Source organism: Dickeya sp. Secpp 1600, from assembly GCF_003049805.1.
GTDB lineage: Bacteria > Pseudomonadota > Gammaproteobacteria > Enterobacterales > Enterobacteriaceae > Dickeya > Dickeya fangzhongdai.
Genome location: NZ_CP023484.1, coordinates 3,489,986 through 3,515,935, shown reverse-complemented (window position 1 = coordinate 3,515,935; position 25,950 = coordinate 3,489,986). Strand labels below are relative to the sequence as shown.

Annotated in this window: 16 protein-coding genes and 1 pseudogene; 12 read left to right on the top strand and 5 right to left on the bottom strand. The window is 59.5% G+C overall.

Features of this window, described 5'->3' with window-relative positions; translation table 11 throughout:
* The first annotated feature begins 4 nt into the window (after positions 1–4).
* Positions 5–223, top strand: a complete 219-nt coding sequence (locus tag CPA59_RS15535; protein ID WP_038667303.1) for an MbtH family protein — start codon at positions 5–7, stop codon at positions 221–223.
* A gap of 102 nt (positions 224–325) precedes the next feature.
* A complete protein-coding gene (locus CPA59_RS15530; protein ID WP_107760866.1) occupies positions 326–8,869 on the top strand; it encodes a non-ribosomal peptide synthetase in 8,544 nt (2,847 codons plus the stop codon).
* 380 nt (positions 8,870–9,249) lie between these two features.
* On the opposite strand, the gene CPA59_RS15525 is transcribed toward CPA59_RS15530, so the two are convergent.
* Genes CPA59_RS15525 through fepD form a run of 3 tightly spaced genes read right to left on the bottom strand, consistent with a single transcriptional unit; the run spans position 9,250 to position 12,207 of the window.
* Complete coding sequence (locus tag CPA59_RS15525) at positions 9,250–10,047, bottom strand: ABC transporter ATP-binding protein (RefSeq protein ID WP_107759964.1); 798 nt, start codon at positions 10,045–10,047, stop codon at positions 9,250–9,252.
* A gap of 36 nt (positions 10,048–10,083) precedes the next feature.
* The gene (gene fepG / locus CPA59_RS15520; RefSeq protein ID WP_038919696.1) at positions 10,084–11,118 is read right to left on the bottom strand and encodes an iron-enterobactin ABC transporter permease; all 1,035 of its coding nucleotides are present in this window, start codon (positions 11,116–11,118) and stop codon (positions 10,084–10,086) included.
* Positions 11,119–11,130: 12 nt separating this feature from the next.
* Positions 11,131–12,207: a Fe(3+)-siderophore ABC transporter permease gene (fepD, locus tag CPA59_RS15515; RefSeq protein ID WP_107759962.1), complete on the bottom strand. Its 1,077-nt coding sequence runs from the start codon at positions 12,205–12,207 to the stop codon at positions 11,131–11,133.
* Between the two features lie 176 nt (positions 12,208–12,383).
* Here fepD and entS point away from each other — a divergent pair, with 176 nt between their 5' ends.
* The gene (gene entS, locus CPA59_RS15510; RefSeq protein ID WP_038919693.1) at positions 12,384–13,664 is read left to right on the top strand and encodes an enterobactin transporter EntS; all 1,281 of its coding nucleotides are present in this window, start codon (positions 12,384–12,386) and stop codon (positions 13,662–13,664) included.
* Between the two features lie 34 nt (positions 13,665–13,698).
* Here the strand turns inward: entS and fepB are convergent, their stop codons facing one another.
* A complete protein-coding gene (gene fepB / locus CPA59_RS15505; RefSeq protein WP_049854800.1) occupies positions 13,699–14,763 on the bottom strand; it encodes a Fe2+-enterobactin ABC transporter substrate-binding protein in 1,065 nt (354 codons plus the stop codon).
* Positions 14,764–15,182: 419 nt separating this feature from the next.
* Here fepB and CPA59_RS15500 point away from each other — a divergent pair, with 419 nt between their 5' ends.
* A complete protein-coding gene (locus tag CPA59_RS15500; RefSeq protein WP_107759960.1) occupies positions 15,183–17,042 on the top strand; it encodes an Svx/AvrXca family virulence/avirulence protein in 1,860 nt (619 codons plus the stop codon).
* A 143-nt stretch (positions 17,043–17,185) separates the two neighbouring features.
* Entirely contained in the window at positions 17,186–19,075 is a 1,890-nt protein-coding gene (locus CPA59_RS15495) for an Svx/AvrXca family virulence/avirulence protein (RefSeq protein ID WP_107760864.1), read from the top strand.
* A gap of 141 nt (positions 19,076–19,216) precedes the next feature.
* Here CPA59_RS15495 and CPA59_RS15490 read toward each other — a convergent pair whose 3' ends face one another.
* A complete protein-coding gene (locus CPA59_RS15490) occupies positions 19,217–20,026 on the bottom strand; it encodes a 5'-nucleotidase, lipoprotein e(P4) family (protein ID WP_038919689.1) in 810 nt (269 codons plus the stop codon).
* A gap of 1,031 nt (positions 20,027–21,057) precedes the next feature.
* On the opposite strand from CPA59_RS15490, the gene CPA59_RS15485 reads away from it, so the two are divergent.
* The 7 genes and pseudogenes from CPA59_RS15485 (at position 21,058) to CPA59_RS23320 (ending at position 25,819) form a co-directional block, all read left to right on the top strand.
* Positions 21,058–21,849, top strand: a complete 792-nt coding sequence (locus CPA59_RS15485) for an NPP1 family protein (RefSeq protein WP_038919688.1) — start codon at positions 21,058–21,060, stop codon at positions 21,847–21,849.
* A gap of 704 nt (positions 21,850–22,553) precedes the next feature.
* Positions 22,554–22,772, top strand: coding sequence for an AlpA family transcriptional regulator (locus CPA59_RS15480; protein WP_019844053.1), 219 nt, complete (start codon positions 22,554–22,556; stop codon positions 22,770–22,772).
* Positions 22,769–23,626: a hypothetical protein gene (locus CPA59_RS15475; RefSeq protein WP_255412234.1), complete on the top strand. Its 858-nt coding sequence runs from the start codon at positions 22,769–22,771 to the stop codon at positions 23,624–23,626. The genes CPA59_RS15480 and CPA59_RS15475 overlap by 4 nt, the downstream gene beginning before the upstream one ends.
* 35 nt (positions 23,627–23,661) lie before the next feature.
* Positions 23,662–24,660, top strand: coding sequence for a P2 family phage major capsid protein (locus tag CPA59_RS15470; protein ID WP_107759956.1), 999 nt, complete (start codon positions 23,662–23,664; stop codon positions 24,658–24,660).
* 7 nt (positions 24,661–24,667) lie between these two features.
* Positions 24,668–25,177 carry a GPO family capsid scaffolding protein gene (locus tag CPA59_RS15465; RefSeq protein ID WP_107759954.1) on the top strand — a complete coding sequence of 170 codons (510 nt, stop codon included), beginning with the start codon at positions 24,668–24,670 and terminating at the stop codon, positions 25,175–25,177.
* A 70-nt stretch (positions 25,178–25,247) separates the two neighbouring features.
* Positions 25,248–25,508: pseudogene (locus CPA59_RS23325) on the top strand (ash family protein); the annotation flags it as partial.
* A 113-nt stretch (positions 25,509–25,621) separates the two neighbouring features.
* A complete protein-coding gene (locus tag CPA59_RS23320) occupies positions 25,622–25,819 on the top strand; it encodes a host cell division inhibitor Icd-like protein (protein ID WP_107760861.1) in 198 nt (65 codons plus the stop codon).
* Positions 25,820–25,950: the final 131 nt, after the last annotated feature.

Here is a 25,950-nt window from a genome sequence, read left to right as displayed (position 1 = left end):
AACAATGAGTCAGGAACAACTTAATCCGTTTGACGATGATCGTCTGGCGTTTCTGGTACTGGTCAACGAACAGCAGCAATACAGCCTGTGGCCGGAGTTTGCTGCGGTGCCGGCAGGGTGGCGCGCGGTATACGGGCCGCAGTCCCGTGAGGCGTGCATCGCCTATACCGAAACCCACTGGCAAGACATGCGCCCGGCCAGTCTGCGGACCACTGAAGCCTAACCGGCGTTCACCAGTCAGGAATGTTTCCGTTGACGGAGTAAGGAAAACAACGTGTCAGAGCTATTCAACGAAGCTGAATCATCCAGCGAATCAGAGCTATCCATCGCATCAGAACGACCCAACGAGTTAACGCCGGCGCATCAGGCGGATTCTCTGGAACTGCCGCTGGTAGCGGCCCAACCCGGTATCTGGATGGCCGATCAAATCGCCAGCCAGCCGAATGCCTTTGCCGTGGCGCATGCGCTGGAGCTGTGCGGCCCGGTCGATCCGGTTCGCCTGTCGGCGGCCATCCGTCAGGGATTGGCGGAGGCGGATACGGTACAGGCTCGTTTTGGCCTGAACGATCTCGGCGAGCCGGTGCAGTGGCTGCCGTCCGCACCGGATGCCGCAGGCATCCGCGAACCGGAATCGCTGGATTTCAGCGATCCGGCGCAAGGCGAACAGGCGGCCTGGGCGCTGATGCGTGCGGATCTGGCAGCGCCGCTGCCGGCCGATGGCGGGCAACCGCTGTATCGTCAGGCGATAATGCGGGTGTCGGCGCAGCCGGAGCGGTGGTTCTGGTATCAGCGTTTTCATCACCTGATGCTGGACGGTTTCAGTTTTGACGCCCTGACCCGACGGATTGTGGAGATTTATAACGCCCTCAGCGCCGGTGAAACGCCGGCGAATTCGCCGTTTACGTCGTTTGCCGACGTGGTGACGGAATATCAGGCGTGGGAGCGTTCGCCCGCCTGCCGGCAGGCGGCGGCATTCTGGCGCGAGCATGCCAGCGATTTGCCGGCGCCGGTGTCGCTGGCGGCGGACGTTTGCGCCCCGGCGCCGGCGGAAACCCGTACCCTGCATCAGCGGGTGACGTTGCCGGCGGCGCCCTTTGTCGCGCTGGCGGAGCAACAGTTCGGCGCTAAGGTGCAACCGGCCGAGATCGCTATGGCGGCGCTGGCGGTCTACCTCTACCGCATGAGCGGCGAGTCGCGCCTGTCCGTCGGTTTTCCGTTTATGCGGCGGATGGGGTCGGCGGCGCTGTGCGCCTGCGGGCCGGTGGTCAATGTGTTGCCGTTGCAACTGACGCTACAGCCGGATATGACGTTGATCGACGCCACTCAGACGCTGCTGGCGGAAATCAGGGCGGTGCGGCGTCATCAGCGTTACGAAGCGGAGCAGTTACGACGGGATCTCGGTCTGGTCGGCGGCAGCGAAGGGCTGTACGGGCCGGTGATGAACTTCAAGGTCTACAACGCCGGGTTGACGCTGGGAAACACGCCGGTAACGACGCACGTACTGGCGATGGGTCCGGTAGACGATTTGGAATTTACCCTCGGCGTGCAGGATGGCGAGCTGCAACTGGAACTGGTCGCCAACCCGGCGCGTTACGACGGCCCGTCGCTGCAGGGGCACGCGCAGCGTTTACAGCACCTGTTGGCGCAACTGGTGCAGCAGCCGGATCGGGCTATCGGCGCGCTGTCCCTGCTCAGCGACAGCGAATGGCGGCATATCGACGGATGGGGCAGCGGCCCGCATCTGACCATACCGGCGACGCTGCGTTCGGTGCTGGATTGTCTGCAACAGCAGGTGCAACAGCAGCCTGATGCGCTGGCCGTTGCCTGCGGCCGCGACCATCTCAGCTACCGCGAGCTGTCGGCGCGGGTGATGCAACTGGCGCGCAAGCTGAGGGCGCAAGGGATCGGCGCGGGGGATGTGGTGGCGATCGGCGTGCCGCGCTCGGTGTCGTCGGTCGTGGCGATTTTCGGGGTGCTGACCAGCGGCGCCGCCTACATGCCGCTGGATCTGGATTATCCGCGTGAACGTCTGGCGCTGATGTGCGACGACGCGCGTCCGGCTTTGTTGCTGACCCACAGCGCCGTGCGCGCGCAGATGCCGGAACTGCCGCAGGTGCTGTGTCTGGACGACGCCGCCTTGCGGGCCGAGTGCGCCCGGTTGCCCGCACACCTGGTGACGGACGCGGAGCGGTGCGAGCCGCTGTGCGGCGAACATCTGGCCTACATGATTTATACCTCCGGCTCCACCGGAAAGCCGAAAGGGGTGATGAGCACCCACGCCGGCTTGCTCAACCTGATGATGTCCCATTCGAGCTTCCTGTTCGGCCCGGCGATAGCGCGTTTCTCACAGCAGCACGGCCGCCGCCTGCGCGCCGGACACACCGCGTCATTCTCCTTTGACTCCTCGTGGGAACCGCTGTTTTGCATGATGATGGGCAGCGAACTGCACATTTTCGACGAGGAACTGCGTAAAGACGCCTGGGCGCTGGTGCAGCATCTTAATCAGACGCCTATCGACCTGATGGACATCACGCCGTCGTTCTTCACCCAGATGATCGACAGCGGCCTGCTGGAGGCGGATAACCACCAGCCCGCATTCATCATGATCGGCGGCGAAGCGGCCACGCCGCGGCTGTGGCAACTGATGCGTCAGCATCCGCAGATGGAAATTCATAACTACTACGGGCCGTCGGAATACACCATCGATACCCTGGGCGCGCGGGTCACGGTGGCGGATCAGCCGGTTATCGGTCAGCCGGTCGCCAACACCCGGGTGTGGCTGCTGGACAACCAACTGCGCCCGGTGCCGGTAGGCGTGCCCGGTGAACTGTACATCGCCGGGCCGGGGCTGGCGCGCGGCTATCTGCGCCGTCCGGATCTCACCGCCACGCGCTTTGTCGCCTGTCCGTTTATACCGGGCGCGGTGATGTACCGCTCTGGCGATCTGATGCGCTGGCGTCATGACGGTCAGCTGGCGTTTATCGGCCGTGTTGACCACCAGATCAAGGTACGCGGCTTCCGCGTGGAGCTGGGTGAAGTGGAAAACGCGCTGGTGGCGCTGGCCGACGTCAGCACCGCGGTGGTGATCGCCGAACCGCTTGGCGCGACGTACCGGTTGATTGGCTATTGCTCGGTGCCGGACGACGCCATCCGCGAACAACCGGATGTTGCCGCTCGCCTGTTGGCGCAGTTGGCGGAGCAACTGCCGGATTACATGATCCCGGCGGTACTGATGGTGATGGCGGAGTTGCCGCTGACCGTCAACGGCAAGATTGACCGTCAGGCGTTGCCGAAGCCGCAGCAGGCCGCCGCGGTGGCCGGGCGCGAACCGGCCACCGAACAGGAACGGCTGATTTGCCAGTCCATCGCCAGCCTGCTGAAGCTGGACAGCGTTAGCGCGGAGGCGGATTTCTTCGCGTTGGGCGGCGACAGCATTTCCGCTATGGGATTGGGCACGCTGTTGCGTCGCGCCGGCTGGCAACTGCGGCCGAAGGTGATTTTTGCCGAACGCACGCCGGCGCGTATGGCGCAGGCGATGCAGCCGCTGGCGGCCGTTTCTGCGCCGGCGCGCACGGTACGGCATGGGGTGGTGGACGGCCTGCCGATCGTGCACAGCTTCGCCCGACTGGCGGGTATCGAGCGTCAGTTTGCTCACGGCGTGTTCCTGTCGGTGCCCGACGCGCTGCAACCGGCGCACCTGACACAGGCGCTGATTGCGCTGGCGCAAGCGCATCCGGCGCTGAGCGCGCTGACCCGCGACGGGCAACTGGTGATTGACGCGTCTTCGCCGGCGGCCGTGTCGGTACGCAGCGAAACGCTGACGGCGCAGGAGCCGGTTGACGCGGCGGCCGAACGGGCGTTTGAAACGGCGGTGGCGCGTCTCGACCCGGCGGCGGGCCGGATGATGCAGGCGGTACTGCTGCAACGCGGCGACCGCGCCTGCGGGCTGGTGCTGGTTGTCCACCACTTGGTGGTGGACGGCGTATCGTGGCGCGTACTGCTGCCGGAATTGCGTCAGGCGGCCGAGGCGGCGATGGGTGGTCAACCGGCCGTGCTGCCTGCCGAAGAGTGCTCGTTGGTCGACTGGTCCGCCAGCCTGAAAGCGCAGGCGACGGCGCGGCGCGCCGAATTGCCGTTCTGGCAATCCGCGCTGACGGCGTCGCTGCCGCGGTTGGGGCAGCGACGTCTCGATCCGTCGCGCGATCAGGAACAGAGCCGACAGCTGGCGCGCCGGGTACTGGACGCCGGGTTGACCCATGCGGTGCTGACGACCCTGCCGGAACGCTATCAGGCGCGGGTGGACGAGATCCTGCTGGGCGCGCTGATGCTGGCCTGCCATCGTCATTTCGGCGTGCAGCCGCTGCGGCTGGCGCTGGAATCCCACGGACGTATCGATACCACGGATGGTCTGGATCTCGGACGTACGGTTGGCTGGCTGACCGCCGAGTACCCGGTGTGTATTGACGCGCCGGCGGAGCAGGCCGCCACGCCCTGGGCTATCCTGCGGTCGGTGAAGGGCGCGCTGCGGGCGGTGCCGGATCGCGGCGTCGGTTATGGCGTGCTGCGTTATCTGGATGAGCAAAGCGCCGGGGAACTGGCGACGCTGGAAGACAACGCGCCGGAGATCCTGTTCAACTATCTGGGACGGTTTGAGGCGGGCGAAGGACCCTGGTCGCCGCGCCGCAGCGACCGCTATTTCCGCGATGCCTTTGCCGTGGCGCAGGCGCCGGAGATGCCGCTCAGCCATCCGCTGGACATCAATATTTTCGTCGATGAAGGTGAACAGCCGCAATTGGCCATCCACTGGGGATGGGCGCAAGGGGTGTTCGAGGCGGATGATATCGAGGCGCTGCATCAGGGCATGACGCAGGCGATCGATGAGTGGCGGGAACTGGCGGGCTATCCGCCGTTGTCGGATACGCTGGTGTCCGCCGAAGTGGCGCAGGCCAGCGTAAACGACGCGGCGCTGGAACGTTTGCGTCAGCACTACGGGCCGCTGGCGGCGGTGCTGCCGGTGCTGCCGTTGCAGCAAGGGCTGCTGTTTCACGCTCAACTGGCGGACGCCGCCGGCAGTTATAACTCGCTGACCCGATTGTCGCTGCGCGGCCCGCTGTCGGTCGCGCAATTGAGTCAGGCGCTGGAGGCGGTGGTGCGTCATCATCCGCAGCTGGCGGCGCGCTTCGATACCGAACAGGCGTCAGCGCCGTTGCAGGTGTTGCCGATACTGCGTGACGACCATTGTTACTGGCCGCTGGATCACCAGACTTTGCCCGCGATGCCGGCAGACGAGGAAGCCGATGCATTGCTGGCGCTGGAAAAAGCTGAACTGGCGCGCGATTTGTTCCACCAGCCTTCGTCAATGCTGCACGCCTTGCTGGTCAGCCACGCGGACGGGGAACGGCACACGCTGTTTCTTAACGCCCATCACCTGGTGGTGGATGGCTGGTCGACCCCGGTGTGTCTGCGCGATCTGTTCACCGCGCTGTATCAGGGCAGTAGCGCGTTGACGCCGCACGCGGTGCCGTATGCGGACATTATCCGCCAGTTGGCGGCCCGCGACGCACAGGCATCGCGTCAACGCTGGCGCTCCGTGCTGGCAGGGGCGCGCCCGACGCTGCTGTTTGGCGACGGTCCGCATCACGGCGACGTCCGCGAGCTGGAACTGCTGCCGGAGCCGCAACTGGAACAGGGGCTGCTGTCGCTGTGCAAACAGCATGGTCTGACGCTCAACAGCGTGATGCAGGGCATCTGGGGGATGCTGCTCAGCACCGGCAGCGGCGCGGACGATGTGCTGTTCGGCTCGCCGGTGTCCGGTCGGTTCGGTCAGATTGACGGCATCAACCAGCAGGTCGGGCTGTTCAGCAATACGCTGCCGGTACGGGTGCGGCTGGATGCGTCGCGGGCGCTGTTGCCGCAGCTGGCCGAACTACAGGCGCAGCAAATCCAGCTGATTGAGCACGACGATGTGGGGCTGGGGGAAATCCAGCAACTGGCCGGCACCGGTACGCTATTCGACACCCTGCTGGTGGTGGAGAACTACCCGGATGGCGATGAGCTGAGTCAGGCGGGGCAAGCGTTGCGCTGCGAGTCGGTCAACAATCGGGGTTACACCCACTATCCGCTGACGCTGCTGGTGCTGCCCGGCAAACGGCTGCGGTTGCTGATGGAATACCGCGACAGCGTGGCGCAGCCGCAGCGGCTGGCGCAGCGCCTGTTGCTGCTGCTGGAACAGCTGGTGGCCGTGCCGGAGCGCCCATTGTCGGCCTGGAACCTGCAACTGCCCGAGGAACAGGCGCTGCTGGCGGCGGTCAACCGCACCGAACAGCCGGTGCCGCCGGGCACATTACATCAGGCGCTGGCGGCGCAGGCGCAACGCACGCCGGATTGCATCGCGCTGGTGGATTGCCAGCATCAGTTGACTTACCGTCAGGTACAACGGCAGACCCGCTTGCTGGCCGACAGGCTGATCGACGCCGGCGTGCGGCCCGGCGACATCGTGGCGGTGGCGCTGCCGCGCTCGGTGCGCCTCAGCCTGGCGCTGTACGCCATTCTGGAAACCGGCGCCGCCTGGTTGCCGCTGGATACCGGCTACCCGGATGAACGACTGGCGCTGATGGTGGAGGACGCGCAACCCCGGTTGATGATCACCGAAAGCAGCCTGCAGCCGCGCTTCGCCGAGCTGGCCGAGTTATTGCTGCTGGATACGCTGGCGGATGAACGCCAGTCGCCGCGTCACCCGTCGCCGCAGGTTGCGGAACAGCAGGCGGCTTACGTGATTTACACCTCCGGCTCCACCGGTCGCCCGAAAGGGGTGGTGGTCGGCCATCAGGCCATCGTCAATCGCTTGTGGTGGATGCAGCATCAGTACCCGTTACAGGCGGATGACGTGGTGCTGCAGAAAACGCCGTGCAGTTTCGATGTCTCGGTGTGGGAGTTCTTCTGGCCGTTGATGGTCGGTGCCCGGCTGGTGATGGCGCCGCCGGATGCGCACCGCGACCCGGATGCGCTGGTGCAGTTGATCAACGACTATGCGGTGACCACCATGCACTTCGTACCTTCCATGCTGGCAGCCTGGGTGAGCGCGCTGGAGACGCGCCCGCGTGCGGAGATCGGCTGCGGCAGCCTGCGGCGGGTATTCTGCAGCGGCGAGGCGTTGTCGCGCGAATTGGCGCTGAATTATCAGTCGCTCATCGCGGCATCGCTGCATAACCTGTACGGCCCGACCGAAGCGGCGGTGGACGTCACCTGGCAACCGGCGTCCGGCGAGGCGCTGGACCGCTGTCAGTTGCCGGGTATTCCTATCGGTCTGCCGGTGTGGAACACCCAACTGCGCATTCTGGACGGCGCGCTGCGACCGGTGCCGGTTGGCGTACCGGGCGATCTGTATCTGTGCGGCATTCAACTGGCGCAGGGATATCTGCGTCGGCCGGATCTGACCGCCAGCCGCTTTGTGGCGGACCCGTTCGCCACCGGCGAGCGGATGTACCGCACCGGCGACATCGCGCGCTGGCTGGAAGACGGCACGGTGGACTATCTCGGCCGCAGCGACGATCAGTTGAAAATCCGCGGGCAGCGCATCGAGCTGGGCGAAATCGAGCAGGTGCTGCTGGCGCAGCCCGGCGTGGCGCAGGCGGTGGTCGGCGCGCGCGAGCTGGGCGGAAAACAGACCCGCCTGCACGGCGCCGATGCCCGGCAACTGGTGGCCTGGCTGGTGCCGCAGGCGGGGACAACGCTGGATATCGCCTCATTACAACAGGCGCTATCGCAGCAACTGCCCGCGCACATGGTGCCGGTGAGTTACGTGCTGATGACGTCATTCCCGCTCAGCGCCAACGGCAAGCTGGATCGCAAGGCGCTGCCGGCGCCTGCCGGGCAGCAGGCCGCCGGGCGCGCGCCGCAGACGGACGTCGAACGGGCGATCGCCGCGTTGTTTATCGAATTGCTGGCGTGCGAGACGGTATCGGCACAGGACGATTTCTTCGCGCTGGGCGGTCATTCGTTGCTGGCGATGCGGCTGGCGGCCGAGATTCGCCGTCAGTTGCAGCGTTCGCTGACGGTCGGGCAGATCATGGCGGCGCGCAGCGTAGCCAGCATCGCCGCGCTGGTGGAGGGCGACACCGACAGCAGTCAGGACGGCAACGGCGAAACCCTGCCGCTGCGTTCCGGTCGCGGACCGGCGTTGTTCTGTCTGCATCCGGCGTCGGGCTTTGCCTGGCAGTACGCGGGACTGCTGCGTTATCTGGACGGGGATTACCCGATCGTCGGGCTGCAATCGCCGCGGCCTGACGGGGTGATCGCCCGTTGCGAATCGGTCGACGAGATGTGCGATCGCCATCTGGCGGCCATCCGGCGCCTTCAGCCGCAGGGGCCGTATTTCCTGCTGGGCTATTCGCTGGGCGGTACGCTGGCGCATGGTATCGCGGCGCGATTGCAACAGGCGGGCGAAACGGTGTCGTTCCTCGGTCTGCTGGATACCTATCCGCCGGAAGGGCAGGACTGGGCCGCGCCGGACGAGGCCGATGCCCGCGAGGAAGTGGCGCGCGAACAGGCCGGTTTTATGGCCGACACGCAGTCTGAGGACGATCCGCAACTGCGGGCGGAGCGGGCGGCGATGTTCGGCAACATTGTCGCCAACTATCAGGATGCGGTGCGGCTGTTGTCATCGGCCAGGTCATCCCGTTACGCAGGCGACGCTACGTTGTTTGTGGCGACCCGCACGCTGCCGGCTGACATGGATGTTGATGCCACCTGGGCGCCGTATGTGAGCACGCTGACGCAGTATCCTCAGCTTTGCGAGCACGCGGACATCCTGTCGCCGGCGTCGCTGGAAAACCTGGGGCCGTTGCTGAATAGGCTGCTGCGCAGGTAATCGGGATATTGGCCGACAATAGTCGGCTATGGAGGCTGTAGACAACCATCTTAATCGTCAGCAATGGGTTTTTCTGGCGTAAAAAACTGTGCCGAGGTGTTCGTCTTCGCCGGGTGAGCCGCATGGACGCGGCGAAAGCCCGTGCCGCGTCTGGAACGCGTCACGGGCGGCCCGAACAGCGAAGGCGAACGCCGAGGGGACCGCGCCAGCGGTACAGTTTAGCCATCAGCCAGAGGTCAAGGAGAGGCGGCGTTGAGCCTCTCCTTGTCGTGCGTGCGATGATGTTGCAAAGGGATAACGGATGTCATCAAGCACGAAACCTCTCGCAACTCCAACATAAATCACCAATAACAAAACAACAGCGCTGTTTGTCAACAGCGTCAAGGCGCCGGGTGATGGCGGCCGCAGGGGACGATCAGCGGGGTGTGGGAGACTGGATCGTCGATGATGACGCAGGCCATACCGAACACCGCCTGCACCAGTTCGGCGGTGATGATATCGGCGGGCGTGCCCTGGGCCATCACGGCGCCGGCGCGCATCACGATCAGGTGGTCGGCGTAGCGGCAGGCCTGATTGAGGTCGTGCAGCACCGCCACCAGCGTGCGGTCATGCCGCTGATTCAGTTCACGGAACAGGTCCAGCAGGTCGATTTGATGGGCGATATCCAGCCAGGTAGTGGGCTCGTCCAGCAACAACAACGGCGTTTGCTGCGCCAGCACCATGGCGATCCAGACCCGCTGGCGCTGCCCGCCGGAGAGCTCGTCTACGCTGCGCTCCGCCAGTTCGCTAACGTTGGTGGCCGCCATCGCCTGTTCCACCGCCGTCTGGTCCGCGTCGCTCCACTGGCGCAGCAGCGTCTGGTGCGGGTAGCGTCCGCGCGCCACCAGATCCATCACCGTGATGTTGTCCGGCACGATGGCGTGCTGCGGCAATAGCCCCAGTTGCCGGGCCAGCGTTTTGGTGGGAATGCGGTGGATACTGGTGCCGTCCAGCAATACATCGCCCGCCATCGGTTTCAGCAGGCGGCACAGCGCGCGCAGCAGGGTGGATTTGCCGCAGGCGTTGGGGCCGATGATCACGCTGAATTTACCGGCCGGGATCGCCACGCTCAGATCCCGGGCGATGATTTTGTTGTCGTAGCCCAGCGTCAACTGCTCGGCGCGCAAAAGGTGTGTCATCAGAATCACTCTTTACAGACAAATTAACGTTGCTGATTACCGGCGTGATTCGCGGATCAGCAGCCAGATCAGATACAACCCGCCGATGCTGACCGTCACCGAACCCACCGGCAACTGTCGGCCGGTAAACAGATGCTGGGCGACGATATCGGCCGTCAGCAACAGCAGGCCGCCCACCAGCGCGGCGGCGCATAACGGCACCGTGCTGGCGCGGGTCAGACGGCGCGCAATCTGCGGCGCCGCCAGCGCGATAAAGGAAATCGGTCCGGCGCTGGCGGTCACCACCGCAATCAGCACGATGCCGCACAGCATCAGCCACAACCGGCTGGCTTCCGCGTTGACGCCCAACGCCCGGGCGCTGTCGTCGCCCATTTCCAACAGTTGCAGACGCCGGGCCAGCAGCAGCGTCGCCAGCAGCGTCAGCGGAATCAGCAGCAGCGCGGGCGCGGCTTTACTCCAGGTCATGCCGTTCAGTGAACCGGCGCCCCACAGCGCGGCGGTCATCACCGTTTCCAGCGCGCCGGTGATCATCAGCCAGGTGTTGAACGCCGACAGTATCGCGCTGACCGCGATGCCGACGATGATCAGCCGAAATCCGCTGATTCCCCGTCGCCATGCCAGCAAATAGACCGCCAGCGCCGTCGCCAGGCCGCCCAATACCGCGCCGCCGGCAATCTGGTAGTAGCTGCCGTGCAACAGGATGATGGTGACCAGCGCCCCGGTATGGGCGCCGGTGTTGAAACCGACGACGTCCGGGCTGCCCAGCGGGTTACGGGTCAGCGACTGAAAAATGGCGCCGCTGACGCCCAGCCCGGCGCCGAGCAGCAGCGCCATCACCGCGCGCGGGGCGCGCCACTGAGTCACGACGGTGACGGTGCTGGCCTCGCCGTGGCCGGCCAGCGCCTGCCATACGGTGGGCGCCGACAGCGGCAGGGTGCCGAGGCTGACGGCCAGCGTCAGCAGCGCCGCGCCGCCCAGCAGCAGCGACAGATTGATCCACAGCGCGCGCAGCGGCAGCCGGCCGCTAATCAAGCCGGCAGGCGCGCGCAGAAACAGGGTTCGGGTAGACATGGCGTGGCCTTCCTAGGACTTGCGCTGACGCACCAGCCAGATCAGGACCGGCGCGCCGATAAAGGCGGTGACGATGGACACCCGCAATTCGCCCGGCACCAGCAGACGGCCGACAATGTCGGCGCCCAGCAGCAGTATCGGCGCGAACAGCAGCGAATAGATCAGAATCCAGCGTTGATCCGGCCCGGCCCAGCCGCGTGCGATATGGGGGATCATCAGGCCGACGAACCCGATGGGGCCGGCCAGCGCGGTGGCGGAACCGCACAGCAGCATCACCGATAACATCGCGATCACGCGGATTAACGCTACGCGGGTGCCGAGCGCGGTGGCGAGATCTTCACCCATGCTGAGCGTATTCAGCGAGCGGGCAGCGAAAAAAGCCAGCGCGCAGCCCAACAGTATGGTGGGCGTCACCCAGGCGATATTGCCCAGCGATCGGATGTCCAGCGTTCCGGCTTCCCATAAGCGCAGCTGATCAAACGCCAGCGGATTGAGCAGCGACAGCGACGAGGTGAAACCGGACAGCACGGCGCTCAGCGCCACGCCCGCCAGCGTCAGACGTATCGGGTTGACCCGTCCGCCGCTCAGGGTGCCGATGATCCACACCATCAGGCTGGCCGCCAGTACGCCAAGCCAGGCGAAGCCGAGCCACGAGGCCATACCGGTGATGCCAAAGAAGCTGATGCCCAGCACGATGGCGAAGCTGGCGCCGGCGTTGACGCCGAGGATGCCGGGGTCGGCCAGCGGGTTGCGGGTCAGCGCCTGCATCACCGCGCCGGCCGCGCCCAGCGCCATTCCCACCAGAATGCCGGCCAGGGTGCGCGGCAGCCGCGCCTGCAAAATGATGGTGCTGTCCGGGCCTTGCAGGTTGCCGGTCAGACTGTGCCAGACCACTTCCGGCGCGATGGCGCGAGCGCCCAGCATCAGGCTGGCGAGACAGATCAATGCCAGCAGCAGCAGACAGGGAATCACACCGGCAATCCGCCGGCCAGTTAACGATGATAGCGCGCGCGGCAAGGTAGCTGGCGCGGCGGTCTGGGCGGAAAGGGGTGACCTCACTGATAAGAATCGCTTTATTAAAAAATGCATATGATTATTATTATCATTAATGTTGTGGCGTAGCTAGGATAGCATACGGGCTTCGGCAAAGACATTGACCTGAAGCCGGATTGGCGCCATTTACCGCACTGCCCGGGCCGCGAATGATAGCGGCGCGATTCTGATAGAAAGCATTTTGATTAAGAACAGGAATTCAACAAACGCTCATGGCTAAATCTTCTTTTTTTCTCGACTTCAGTTTGCTGAAGCAGAATGCGCATTTTCGCGCCATTTTTGTGGCTCGCATGTTGTCGGTGTTTGCGCTCGGCATGCTGACGGTGGGGGTGCCGGTACAGATTCAGGCGATGACCGGCTCTACGTTGCAGGTCGGGATGGCGGTGGCGCTGGACGGCATCGGCATGTTTATCGGGCTGATGCTGGGCGGGGTGCTGGCGGACCGCTTCGATCGCCGCAAACTGATCCTGTTTGCCCGCGGCACCTGCGGGCTGGGATTCGTGGCGCTGAGTCTGAATGCGTTTTCCGGCTCGCCGTCATTACTGGCGCTCTATGTGCTGGCCGCCTGGGACGGTTTCTTCGGCGCGCTGGGTATGACGGCGCTGATGGCGGTGATTCCGTTGCTGGTCGGGCGGGAAAATCTGCCGGCCGCCGGCGCGCTGACCATGCTGACGGTGCGGTTAGGCGCGATTCTGTCGCCGGCGCTGGGCGGGGTGATCATTGTCGCGGGCGGCGTGGGCTGGAACTTCGCCGTCGCCGCAGCCGGAACGCTGGCGACGCTGATCCCATTGGTGCGGCTGCCGTCGATGAAACCGGCGCCGGGCAAACCGGAGCATCCGCTGCAGGCGCTGGCCGGTGGGGTGCGCTTCGTTTGCTCCCATCCGGTGGTGGGCTGCGTGGTGCTGCTGGGCATGCTGGTGAGCGTGGTCGGGGCGATGCGGGTGCTGTTTCCGGCGCTGGCGGGCGATGCTTACCACGCCGGGCCGTCGGCGGTGGGATTGATGTATTCCGCGGTGCCGCTGGGCGCCATGATAGGCGCGTTCACCAGTGGCTGGGTATCGGGGACGCAACGACCGGGAAAGATTCTGCTGGGTTGCGCGACGGGCGCCTTTCTGGCGGTGGCGTCGCTGGGGCTGTTCAGCCATTTGCTGCCTGCGCTGCTGGCGCTGGTGTGCTACGGCTACTTTAACGCGATCACCTCATTGCTGCAGTTCACCCTAATCCAGAGCCATACGCCGGATCACCTGCTGGGGCGGGTCAATAGCCTGGGGACGGCGCAGGATGTCACCGGCGATTCGGTGGGCGCGCTGATTCTGGGGTTGATGGGCAAACTGCTGGCGCCGGCGACCAGTATTCTGGCTTTTGGCGCCGCCGCCGCATTGCTGGGCGGCGTGATCGCGCTGTTGGTGCGTCCGCTGCGCCAGTGCCGCTTCGGCGAACCGGCGGCGTCGCCGGATGAAGAAGAAACCGGCGACGCGGTACACGAGGGCTAGGCGGCGTATTACAGCGCCGGCATACCCCAGTCCGTCAGCGGGATGCCGGCTGGCGGAAGTACTGTTCGATCTTGCTTAGCATATTGCTGGCGCTGTAGTAATCGAGCCGGAAGGTGTCCGGTCCCATCGCCCAGATGCGGTGCTGTACGACCGGCTCCAGGTGGCTGAGGAACGGGTTGGCGATGACCCGATTAACGGTATCGTCGTCGTTGGCGAACAGCAGCAGCGATTGGCCGTTGAGGCTGCCCGCCATGTTCTCGCCGGAGATTTGCAGAATATCCTGTCGTTTACCCATCCGGGTTTCGGTAGGCAGGTTGTCCGGCAGCGACGCCAGCTGGAACCCCAGTTCCGACAGCAATTGTCCCTGCGCGGACGCGTGCGTCCACAAGTTGACCCCGCGGCCGTCTTCATAATACACCAGCGCCGACACCGGCTGAGGCGGCAGTTGAATCGTCTGCTTCACGGTCTGCACCCGTTGCTCGAAACGTTCAATCACCTGTCGGGCATCGGTTTCGTGACCGATGGCTTCGCCCAGATACCCGGCCAGTTGCTGCCAGCTTTTATCGCCGTAATCCACCACCAGCGTCGGCGCGATGGCGGAAAGCTGCTCATACAATTTCAGGGCGGAGTCGCCGCCGGTCGCCGCAATAATGATCATGTCCGGCGCGGCGGCGGCGATGGCTTCCGCATTGGGTTCGGTGATGTAGAGCGGTTTGACGCCGCGGGCTTTCGCCTCGGCGCTCCACTGGCGAAAGAACCCCTGATCGTCGGCCACGATGGTATTGGGGCTGGTGGCGCCGGAGCCGATCAGCGGCGCATTGATCGCCAGCAGCGTGCCGCTGATGGTTACGCTGGTAGACACGATGCGCTGAGGCGCGTGGTCGAGCGTCACGGGGCCTTTCAGCGTTGGTACCGTGCGGGGCCAGCCCGTTGACGTTGCCGCCGAGGCGCTGTGATCGGGCGAGGCGGCGTTATCGCAACCGGCGAGCAGCAGCATCGCCATCAATCCCCATATCCACATAATGCCGCGGTTGTTTCTATTTCCGGATACACCTGTTCCGGATAGCACGCCTGCCGCGCGCCGGTCTGATCCCACCATACGATTACCTGTTACCTGTCGAGCATGAAAAAGAGTGCTGCAAGGTTATCGATAATGCGTCTCATAAACAACGTTATCAGCCGAATCATGAATTTATATTAATAATTCTTTGAGTCGAAAATTATCAGTCATACATGCTGGTTTTTTTATATTGGGTAATTTCATCGGTTTTTTAAGGTAAAAAGCGCGATCTGATATGTGAAGTTTTGTCAGTGATTACTCAAATCTCTGTATCACGATATTAAAAAGTGTAATAACATTAATGTGTCTATCCATTAGGAGAGACAGCAATATTCGTACAAAACAGGTCACGAAGACCTTAAGGCTGCCTTTGACGTCCGGTGTCAGGAGGCTTGCTTTCCTTTTCATTGGATCGTGAGAAGGCGTACCCATCATTATCATGCTCGGAAAACGGACTTATGTCGCAGATAAGAAAGCATATTTCTCTGGGGCGCTGCCTGCTTGCCGCGGGCAGTTTATTGGCGGCGAATGCCGCTTATGCGGATGAAACCTGTGTGGCGGGGAACTGGCAGGTCAGTAACGTCAGTGACATGCCGGCAGCACAGTATCAAACCGAACATTTTGCCTTTCGTTGGAATAATAGCAGTCAGGTTAACCGCAATGACGTGGTTGCCGCGGGCAAACAGCTGGAGCTGATTTGGGATAAATTCATCAACCAGATCAAATTCCCGCAGCCGTATTGCAACGCGACCGTCAAGTACAAAGCGAATATTCATATCGACCCGTCCTTCGGCCTGAACGGCGGGATTGCCGATGGCGGCACCATGGGAATGTGGATCGGTCCCGGCGCGCTGCTTGACCACTGGGGTTTAGCCCATGAGTTTACCCACGCGTTGCAGGGGCAGACCGGCAGCTTCCAGTCTTACGGCAATCAAAACTTCGTTGGCTGGATTTGGGAATCTCACGCCAACTGGATGGCGCATCAACTGGACGAATACCGCGGCACTTCCGCGCATTGTTCCGACATGCTGGTGAACTATCCGCATCTCTATCTGGGTTCGACCCGCGATCGTTACTGTAACTGGCAGTTCATGGAGCATCTGAAGAACCGCTACGGTTACAGCGCCGTCAATGACATGTGGGCCAAAGCGCCAAAAATCGGCAGCGCCGAGCAGAACACCACCGATCCGATCAGCGTGCTGAAGAGCAACATGGGCTGGAGCCAGTCCGAGTTGAACGACTTCTTCGGCGACTGGGCGATGCGCAACGTCAACTGGGATTACACCGACCCTGATGGTTACGATCGCGGTAGCTTCTACCGTCGTACTTACGGCGGTTACGGTGCGGTGACGCCGTCGCAGGGCAACGCCGATAAACTGCTGCGCACCACGGCGCTGGACCCGGTCAGCGCCTCTGGCGTGAGACGCTTCGCCGTGCCGTTCGATCAGGCGCCGCAACGTTGGGGCTACAACATTGTGCGCCTGATTCCGGATAGCGGCGCCACCAAGGTGACCGTGTCGTTCCAGGGCATAGTGCAGAGCGCGCCGGCGGTTAATAGCCTGCCGGGCCTGAAGAACGATCCGGTTTCCCTTACCCAGCCGGATTCCGACTGGCGCTGGGGGTTGGTGGCGATCGACTCCGCCGGCAAGAGCCGTTACAGCGCGCTGCAACGCGGCGCATCGGCCAAAATCAGCAACTTCGCCGTGAAATCGACCGACAAAGGGTTGTATCTGGTGGTGATGGGCTCGCCGTCGCAAATGCACCAGATTACCTGGGATCAGGCCTACTACTCGCTGTACCGCTACCCGTGGACGGTGGATCTGACCAACGCCTGGGCGGAAGGTTCGCAGCCGAACGCGCCGACGCCGACCGTCAATGGTCGCCGTCACAGCAACGGCGGCGGCTGGGTGGCTAATGGCGCGGAAGTGGCGTCGACCGCTTATGTCGGGCCGTACGCTCGCGTTATCGGCGGCAAGGTGCTGGATTATGCCCGCATCGAAGATCACGCCACCGTACTGAGCGGCACCGTATCCGGCAACGCCCGGGTCAGCGGCCTGACGGTGGTGCAGGGCGACACGGTGATCAAGGACAACGCGCAGGTTAACACGGTGTTCAAAGGACCGGGCGCTTTCGAGCGCGGCGTGGTGGTATCCGGCACGGCGCAACTGCGCGGCGATGCTGAGATTCGCGGCGTTTCCACCTCCAGAGGCGTGTTCTACGGCTTCATTGACGAGAATGAAGTGAAGGACAGCCGGGCCGGCGCCAACCTGACCGACGCGGTACCGGAAGTTACCGAACGTCCGGCCTACGCCAGATGATAACCGGCTGAATAAGCCATCAGCATGAAAAGGGAACGGGGCGACCCGGTTCCCTTTCTATCAGGGACATCATGCGCGGCGGCGTGAAACGGAACCATGCGCCGTCAGCCATGATACGCAAAGGAAAAGTAAAGGATGAAGCTATGACACACATAAGGACCGTGGCCCGGATGGTCAAAGGCGCGCTGATTATCGGCGGCCTGTTTACGTTCGCCCCGGCGTTTGCCGACGAAACCTGCGTGGCGGGCAACTGGCAGGCGGACGCTTCCACCGACATGCCGGCGGTGAAGTACCAGAGCGCGCATTTTGTCTTTCGCTGGAAAGACAGCGATGCCGGCAAACTGAACATAAAGGATGTTGAAGTCGCGGCGAAGCGCCTGGAGCTGGCCTGGGACAAGTACATCAACCAGATCAAATTCCCCGAACCCTACTGCAACAGCAAAGTGAAACTCAAGGCGAATGTCCACCTTGATCCTTCGTTTGCGCTGACCGGCGGCCTGGCGCCTAACGGCAGCATGGGAATGTGGATTGGCACGGAAGAGCTGAAAAACGACTGGTCGATCAATTGGGCGATGCCGCATGAACTGGCGCATGCGCTGCAGGGGCAAACCGGTGGTTTCCAGGCGACCGCGCCGGACAGCATCAACTATATGGGCTGGTTCTGGGAAGCGCATGCCGACTGGATGACCCATCAAATGGACAACATCCACCACAACCTGACCGGCAGCGCGGAAGAGGCGATCAATAACCCGCATCTGTATCTGGGCACCACGCGCACCCGCTATGGCGGCTGGCTGTTCCTGGAGAATCTGAAAAACCGCTATGGCTATAAGGCGGTGAACGATCTGTGGGCCAACGCGCCGAAAGCGGGCGAGCCGGGACAAGGGACCGCGGATCCGTTCTCCGTGCTGAAAAGCAACATGGGCTGGAGCCAGTCCGAGCTGAATGATTTCTTCGGCGACTGGGCGCTGCGCAATGTCGGCTGGGATTACACCGATCCGGATGGCTACAACCAGGGAGCGGTCTATCGTCGCATTCTGGGCGGTTACGAGGCGCAGGCTCTCGACAGCAGCCTGTCATACCGTCTGCTGCGTACCGCAACCCTGGATCCTGTCAGCAACACCGCCGGCGCACGGCGTTTTGGCGTACTGTTCGAACAGGCGCCGCAACGCTGGGGCTACAACGTGGTGCGGTTGATCCCGGATAACGGCGCCAGCCGTATCAGCGTGAAATTCAACGGCGCGGTGCAGAACGTGGCGGCGGTGAATCGTTTCCCCGGACTGAAAAACGACCCGGCCACGCTGCAATCGCCGGATTCCGACTGGCGTTGGGGCGTGGTGGCGGTGAATGCGTCCGGCAAAGCGCGCTACAGTGCGTTGCAGCGCGGCGCCAGCGCTTCCGTCAATAACTTCTCCGTCAAAAAAGGTGAAAACCTGTATCTGGTGGTGATGGGTACCCCGACGGAAATGCATAAAATTAAGTGGGATCAGGCCTACTACTCGCTGTACCGCTACCCGTGGACGGTGGATCTGACTAACGCCTGGGCCGATGGCAGCCAGCCGAATGCGCCGACGCCGACCGCCAACGGTCATCGCCATCGTAACGGCGGCGGCTGGGTAGCCGACGGCGCGCAGGTGGATGAAAGCGCTTATGTCGGGCCGTACGCCAGAGTGCTGGGCGGCACGGTGTCGGGCAACGCGCGCATTGAAGATCATGCGATCGTGCTGAACGGTACGGTGTCGGATAACGCCCGCGTCAGCGGTCTGACGATCATTCAGAATAATACGGTGATTAAGGACAACGCGCAGGTTAATACGGCGTTCTGGGCGCTGGGCCTGACCGTTCCGGGGCTGGCGGTATCAGGCGATGCCCAATTGCGTGGGGATATCGATGCGCAAGAGGCGAATATGTCGGTATCGCGCGGCGTCTTCTATGGTTATCTGACCGGCGCGGAGATTCGCGACGGACAATCCGGCGCTAACCTGACCGGGGCAGTGCCGGAAATTACCGAGCGCCCGGCTTACGCTAAGTAAGTGCTGGATAGATAACGGCATTCACGCTGATGTCAGAATGAAATAACGGGGCGAAAGCCCCGTTTTTCAATCCTTTCGAGCCACCCGCGCGGCGGCGATCTTCACACGTCTCGCGTGATAAACGGCGGGTAACGCAGCGGGTTACTGACCGTTCCAGGCACGGATTTGCCGATCGCGCACCTGCAGTTTCTGTTCCGGCGTCAGCTTGTTGTAGTCGCTGCTGAGGCCGCTTTCCCAATCGCCGTACAACGGGTTGGGCAGTACGATGAATTGCGTACCGAATTTCGCCTGATTATTGCTGACGAATGCCCGACGTGCGGCATTGTCCTTGTGGTAGGTCGCCTCACCGAAGTCGTTCAGGTTATCCCCCACGTACAGCACAATGTCATTGCCCTGAGCGGCGATATCATCAAAGCGCGCCTGCTTGTTGCTGTTGCCCTTGCTTAGCCACAGCGTCTGGTCGTTCACGTTCGGAAAACCGAGTTTGACCAGGTTGTCACGCGTATCGCTGGCTTCGATAATCAGCCGGTTGGACACATAAAAAACCTGGCCGCCATGACTGTTGACATAACGGGCGAACTCCACCGCGCCCGGCACGGCCAGCGCCTGACGGGCCTGGGACCAGCGGTTCCAACTGAGCGGGCTGAATGATTTATGTTCTTTGGCCTGCCAGCCGCTGTAGGCGCTGTTGTCCAGCATGGTTTCGTCGATATCGACCACTACCGTCTTTTTCTTGCCCGGCTTGGCCGGCGCCGCGTCGAACGCCATCCGCGCGGTATTGAACGCCTGATAGCATAACGCCTGATATTCACCCGATTGCTGGAACCAGTTCAGGGCCAGCACCGACTGGTTGGCGAGCGTTGTCTGCGCATCCTGAGTTGCGGGCGTGGTGCAGCCGGTTAACGCCAGCACTGCCATCAGGGCGCTGGCGCTGAAAGTCAGCTTTTTCATGGTTTTTCCTTTGTTTTTGGCGAGCAAGGCGAGAACGCCGAGCTGGAATAGGAATAGTGTGGTAGTGGTATCGAAGCAGGAATATATCGGGGAGTAAATATGCTGGTTTTATTTGTACGCACTTTTTTAAGAACTGTCACGAATCGGCTCACAGGGGAAATCGGTGGGAATCGTAATGAAAACGATCCCACGACAACGAACTTAGCCTGTTGAAATGGTAAATACTATGCCGGAGAGTCAATAAAAAAAAGGAAACTCATAATGAGGGCAGATAATTGTAATGCGAATGATATGAACGTCATGGAATAAATTATCTTTTTATTAAACGGAAAATACTTCGTTTTTTTAATGCGTTTTATTTATTGTCGATATATCTTGCTGCGCGTTCTGTCGAGTCTTATTTATAACGGCGATTTATGGCGGTTTTATATCATCGGGATGACAAAAATATTTTTTCTTCATCAGCGCTTTTAATAGAAAATGGCTGGGAGATTTTCAGGCTGGTGATAGAAAACGCGATAAAACTGTTGGGGAAACGCTGCAGCAATACCCGACGCAGACAACAAAGCCGGGAATCATGATTTTTGGGAGTTATTTGGAAATTTTAAAGGCGTAGTGATGGCGTTGGGTGCGAATCCTCCTTTGCTGGAAAGGCTGTTGGTTTCCTGAAAAAAGCCTTTTATAGTATGAAAAAAAGTGGGGATAAAAATGGATGACAAAGCATATTGCTTCTGACAGGTGATAATTTTATATCGCTATCATTCATTGGTTTTGTTTTTTGAAACGAATAACGACTATGATATTTATATTTAGGATAATAAGAATCCGCTCTGGCTAAAGATTGAATCCTGACTAAAAAAGCAGTTATGATGGCTTCCGACCAGCCAGATGTTCGAGCTGGTATTTATTCACAGTTGTAACATGGGTGTTGTCATTGTGGTAATTAATATGAGCCACCCATCTTTCTTTTGCTTTTTAAAAGCACTTACAGGCATGACGCCTAATTAAGTAAAACAGAAACAGGAGATGATATGTTTTTTAAGAAGACAGCTGTTCTGGCAACACTCCCCCTTTGGATTGCGTTTGCGGCTCACGCCGATGATTTTGACAAGCTGGATCAGGCGCTGCCTTCCGGCGTTAACGCCGCGTCGATTGCGCCGGTATTCGATTTCGATACGGACGGTTGTCTGCCCAGCGCCGGGATCAGCCGCAGCGGCAAACAGAATGGCGGCCTTAACCCGACCGGCAGCCTGACAGGCGGTTGCCGCTGGTCCACGTTTCTGGACAAATCCAACACGTTGCATCGTTACGCCTGCGTCAATAACGGCGGCAACCGCTACTGCGGCCACTTTTACGCGCTCTACTTCCTGAAAGATCAGATTGTGGCCGGCATCAAGAGCGGTCATCGCCACGACTGGGAATATGCGGCGGTCTGGACCAAAAACGGCGCCGTGACGCACGGCAGCTACAGCGCGCACGGTAAGCTGACGACGGCGGCCGCATCCAGCCTCGATAAGCAAAATGGTCACCTGAAGTTTGTGTACCATAAAGACGGCGGGCTGACCCACGCTTTCCGTTTTGCCAAATCAGGCGAGCAGGCGGAAAACCCCTACAACACTTTCGTTACGCCGGATATTGTCAGCTGGTACTCGGTGCATGGCGATGGCGTCAGCAATCAGGACATGCGCAACAAGATGAATACCTTCAACTACGAATCGGCTGATATCCCGATGAAGGACGGCAACTTCCTGTCTAATCTGAACAACGGCAAACCGGGTGATTACCCGAACTTCACGCAGGCCAGCGTGGACAGCTCCCGCTAATGCCTCCGGCCGGGCTGGATGGCCCGGCTATCTGTAATTCCCTCCATCTTTTGTAATCATCCTTGCGGCATGCATTACATGCTATTTCTTCGCGTTTTCCCTATTTACGGTTTACGGCGCACACCGTTGCTGGCGTAAACCGTGTGCGACGAATGCCGGTATCAGGGGGACGGATTGATTTATGGTTGCAGACACGATGCCAGGCCGTAGACGGTGGAATGTGCTGAGTGACGGGGCGATATAAAGATGAATGATAGGCTTATATAGGGGGTTTTGAATTGACTGGCGTCCCCAGCAGGAATCGAATTTAATAAATAAAATATTGAATTTTAAGTATTTTATTTGTTTTGGTTTTTTGTTTTATACGTGTAGTTATACGCATTTATGATAAATTTTATTCTGCCTTACTGAATTAGGACATGGCTGCACTCTGTCTATTTCTCTTGTTATTTTCATTTCTTTACAAAAGATTATTTCGTGAGCTTCAAATTGTTGAATATAGGTGAATAATGGTGAATACAGGTGAGGAGTGGTAAGAACAAAAATAATAAGATCTGTTATTCTATTTTACACGCCTTTGTTACAAATCCTGCATATTTACATGGTGGCGTTAAGATGTAACTCTATATCCATCCAACCGGTTCTTACCTAATCTGAGATTTTCTCACATGGTCTAATTGTATTTATTTTGAGGAAGGGAATGTATGAGTTTATCTATTAATGAAAATAATGACGTGCGCCTAATCCGTCTGAAGGATGTGATATCAAAAACAGGGTTGCCGCGTTCAACACTTTACCGCCGAATGAAAGAAGGATTGTTTCCACTGAATGTGTCTATTGGAGAAAACTCTGTGGCATGGGTGGAGCATGAGGTTAATGATTGGATTAATGATAGTTTGAAGAATAGAAAGAGCATGAAATGAAAAAAATTCCTTTTTGTAAGCATAGCCCATCAATGAATATTATTGCGGCGTATGTTTCGATCCCTTTTGAAACTGATCACGGTGATGGTGGTTTTGCTATTCGGGTGATTGAGATTTATCGTTTATTTAAAATGGAACGATTGTTAGCTGAGTTTGAAATGCTGACCGGCTATGGTGCGCCCTGGTATCGGTGCGACGCTGAAGAAATTAACGCATTGGTTGAGCGCGGTACGGCTATCTGCGACGCGGCACGCCAAGCCAGCCAGGAAGCCGAACGTGAAAAAGTACAGTGTGAGAGCCTGCTCACCAATCTTAGTCAGGGGGCTTTTGATGCAGCTAAATGGCATATGTCACTTAAAGAAGCATTAAGGCAAACACAGGATAAGGCATTACGGGCGAAAGATAACGCTGAACGAGCCAGGTTAGTATTAAATGCACGACTGGGATTATTAGGGCTGTTGCGTCCGGTGGTTGAGGATATGTTGAGTAAGCGTATCAAGGGGCTGAGAAATAAGGTAATGGAACAGCTACCGATTATCGAGTTGCCCGCTTATACCTATCAGGTTTCATTACACCCCAGTGGGTTGGAAGAAAAATCACATATTAGTGCCTGGAAAACAATGGATGCATTACAGTCGGCTATTCAGAAAGTAGTAAACCATTGCCGTACTCCTACGGATAAATATGAGTTAAATCACCACGGTGTTGAAAAAGCAGAATTATGCCGGTGTTATTACAGTGCTGACGGTGAGCTATTTCGTCAATTAATGCCGGTTGCCGATTATGTAGATTCCATGTTGCCTGGGAAAGTTGCTTTTTCTAAAAAGCAAAGGTTAATGAAAAGCGATATCTAACCAAGTTTATCACTCCATTTAAAAAGGAAATAACCATGATTCACGTTAATGCTCCGGCATTGGCGGGGGAGTTTCATCGAAATTTTACCCGTGGTGTGCAATTTATTAATAAAGAAAAAGGCAGCTTTACTATTTCGACTGGTGCTGAGAAACAGTTGCGTATCGCGCTGATGGAATCGGGCTGGATGATGCAGGGCATTACCTTGCTTGATGTGGATGACGGGGCCGGGCAGGCGATTACGCTCGGTGATAATAGCCTGCATACCGGGCGCAGTCTTAACGGGCGTTTTAACAAACCGCTGGCAGTGAATGGCACCCCTTATGTTTTGGTTGAAACAGATACGTGCGCGTCGCTCAGTTATCACCAGATGTCTGCCATTGCCAATTTGGGAGGCATTGAACACTTTACCCGTGTGGTATCTGATTTCTTCGATCGTGTGATGGCATTGGATATCCTGCGCATCGGCTTTAATGGTGCCTTCATTTCACCGGAAACCCGCCCCGAAAAATATCCCAGAGGTCAGGATGTCAACCTGGGCTGGCACGCGCTGGCCAAGCAGTTCAACGGCGGCTCTCAGGTTCTGACGGATGCCTTTACGTTGGGGCCGGGAGGGCATTTCCCCCATCTGGATGCACTGGCAAACCATTTAATCACTGAAAAAATTCCAGAAGGTTTTCGGGATGATCCGCGCCTGGTGGTGTTGGTCGGGGCAGAACTGGCGGCAATGGAACGGTTACGACTGTTCATGATGGCAGACAAACCTGCTGATACGGCTGCTGCACAGATGGCGACCAGCTCTGTAGCCGGGCGCTTTGCCTTTGTACCGCCGTTTATGCCGGGAAAACGCCTGGCTGTCACCACACTGGACAACTTGCACGTCTACACGCAGATGAATACCCGTTATTTCCGAGCGGCCTTTATCGATGACCGCAAGGTTTATGAGCATAGCTATTTGCGTAATGAAGGTTATGCGCTGGGGGATGGGTACTTATATGCCGCTGCTGATGAAAACGCCGTGACGTTAGTGCAGTGAGGACGGGATGAACGATTCACAGTTAAGTACGGGGTGGTTTTGTGTTGCCACGCAAGGGGCAACGATTGACGGGCGTTACATTGAGCCGGAATGGCTTATCGATATGGCACAAACCTACGATCCCAAGCTCTATACCGCGTTGATTTGGGAAGAGCACCGGCGTGATGCGGATAACCTGGGGGAAGTGCTGGCGGCCCGGCATGAAATCCATCAGGGGGAGATGCGTTTATATGTGCGTATCCGGCCAACGGCCAGATTGGTGCGCTACAACGAGAACGGGCAAAAACTGTTTTGCTCGATTGAAGTCGCTGAGGATTTTCCGTCAGAAGGGCGTTTTTATCTCAGTGGGTTGGCTGTTACTGACAGCCCAGCTAGTGGAGGAACATCCCGGCTGAGTTTTAGTCGTAATCGAGCGTATTTCTCGCGTCGGGGGAAACCGATCCACTGTAGTCGGCCTGTTCCTTGTCATTTTTCGTTGTCGCCATCTGGCTGGTTTGCCGCCATTTCCGGGGGCTGAGGCGGGGCCAAAAAATACCCGGTGCGGTGGTTGCACCGGGTATCTCTGACGTATCAGGAGTGTCTCATCCATGAGAACAGGAAGGACTATGTACGCGATAACGTTTCCCGTCAATCATGGGAATTCGGATAAAAACCGCTTGCTGTCGCCAGAAAACGCGGGGTATAGTTTTCGCGTTGCCGCAAAATCGGCAACCGGGCGTAGGAACCCGAAACGTTTACAGGCGACACCAGACGCGCCATGCGTCTTTTTTATTGTCGATGCTTTTGCACACCTAGCAGAAATGGCTTTTTGCCATGCAGAATCAATGGTGGGCTGGGCGGGGCAGCCTTCGGGCTGGCCGGTTTCCTGTAACGCCGGTATTCCTACCCCCGCTCAGTCCACCACCCGCAGTGTAGGAACTCAGGTGGTGGGTATTTTACCCAGTTACAGGAGGCTACCTTTATGGTTGCGACCCCTACCCAAACTCACCCTGAATTTGTCTTTCTATTCCTGGCTGTACGCCGTTCAGATATTAATGCCGTACCACACCGTGAAAGCGTGGTGGCTCCCAATGAACAGTGTGCCCGCCGTTTACTGGCGCGTGATTATGTTCTTGCCTTTGCAGGGCGTTTGCCGGTTATCGGAGGCCGCCATGTTTAACGATACCCCGCTGGAACTGGATGAAGCGCTTGATCAATGTCGTGCGCTGGCCTATGCCCTGATTGAACTGGATCAGCCGGAAGTGCGAGAGATCCTGATATTTATTCTGGCTGAACGCCTGAACCTGCTAT

Bases quoted from the DNA above. Each gene is read 5' to 3' on its own strand.
- CPA59_RS15500 (WP_107759960.1), top strand. From the start codon at position 15,183: ATGTCGCAGATAAGAAAGCATATTTCTCTGGGGCGCTGCCTGCTTGCC.
- CPA59_RS15475 (WP_255412234.1), top strand. From the start codon at position 22,769: ATGAAAAAAATTCCTTTTTGTAAGCATAGCCCATCAATGAATATTATT.
- CPA59_RS15480 (WP_019844053.1), top strand. From the start codon at position 22,554: ATGAGTTTATCTATTAATGAAAATAATGACGTGCGCCTAATCCGTCTG.
- fepB (WP_049854800.1), bottom strand. From the start codon at position 14,763: ATGGTGGGATCAGACCGGCGCGCGGCAGGCGTGCTATCCGGAACAGGT.
- CPA59_RS15535 (WP_038667303.1), top strand. From the start codon at position 5: ATGAGTCAGGAACAACTTAATCCGTTTGACGATGATCGTCTGGCGTTT.
- CPA59_RS15490 (WP_038919689.1), bottom strand. From the start codon at position 20,026: ATGAAAAAGCTGACTTTCAGCGCCAGCGCCCTGATGGCAGTGCTGGCG.
- CPA59_RS15525 (WP_107759964.1), bottom strand. From the start codon at position 10,047: ATGACACACCTTTTGCGCGCCGAGCAGTTGACGCTGGGCTACGACAAC.
- CPA59_RS15465 (WP_107759954.1), top strand. From the start codon at position 24,668: ATGAACGATTCACAGTTAAGTACGGGGTGGTTTTGTGTTGCCACGCAA.
- CPA59_RS15485 (WP_038919688.1), top strand. From the start codon at position 21,058: ATGTTTTTTAAGAAGACAGCTGTTCTGGCAACACTCCCCCTTTGGATT.
- CPA59_RS15470 (WP_107759956.1), top strand. From the start codon at position 23,662: ATGATTCACGTTAATGCTCCGGCATTGGCGGGGGAGTTTCATCGAAAT.
- CPA59_RS23320 (WP_107760861.1), top strand. From the start codon at position 25,622: ATGGTTGCGACCCCTACCCAAACTCACCCTGAATTTGTCTTTCTATTC.
- fepG (WP_038919696.1), bottom strand. From the start codon at position 11,118: ATGTCTACCCGAACCCTGTTTCTGCGCGCGCCTGCCGGCTTGATTAGC.
- CPA59_RS15495 (WP_107760864.1), top strand. From the start codon at position 17,186: ATGACACACATAAGGACCGTGGCCCGGATGGTCAAAGGCGCGCTGATT.
- fepD (WP_107759962.1), bottom strand. From the start codon at position 12,207: ATGCATTTTTTAATAAAGCGATTCTTATCAGTGAGGTCACCCCTTTCC.
- entS (WP_038919693.1), top strand. From the start codon at position 12,384: ATGGCTAAATCTTCTTTTTTTCTCGACTTCAGTTTGCTGAAGCAGAAT.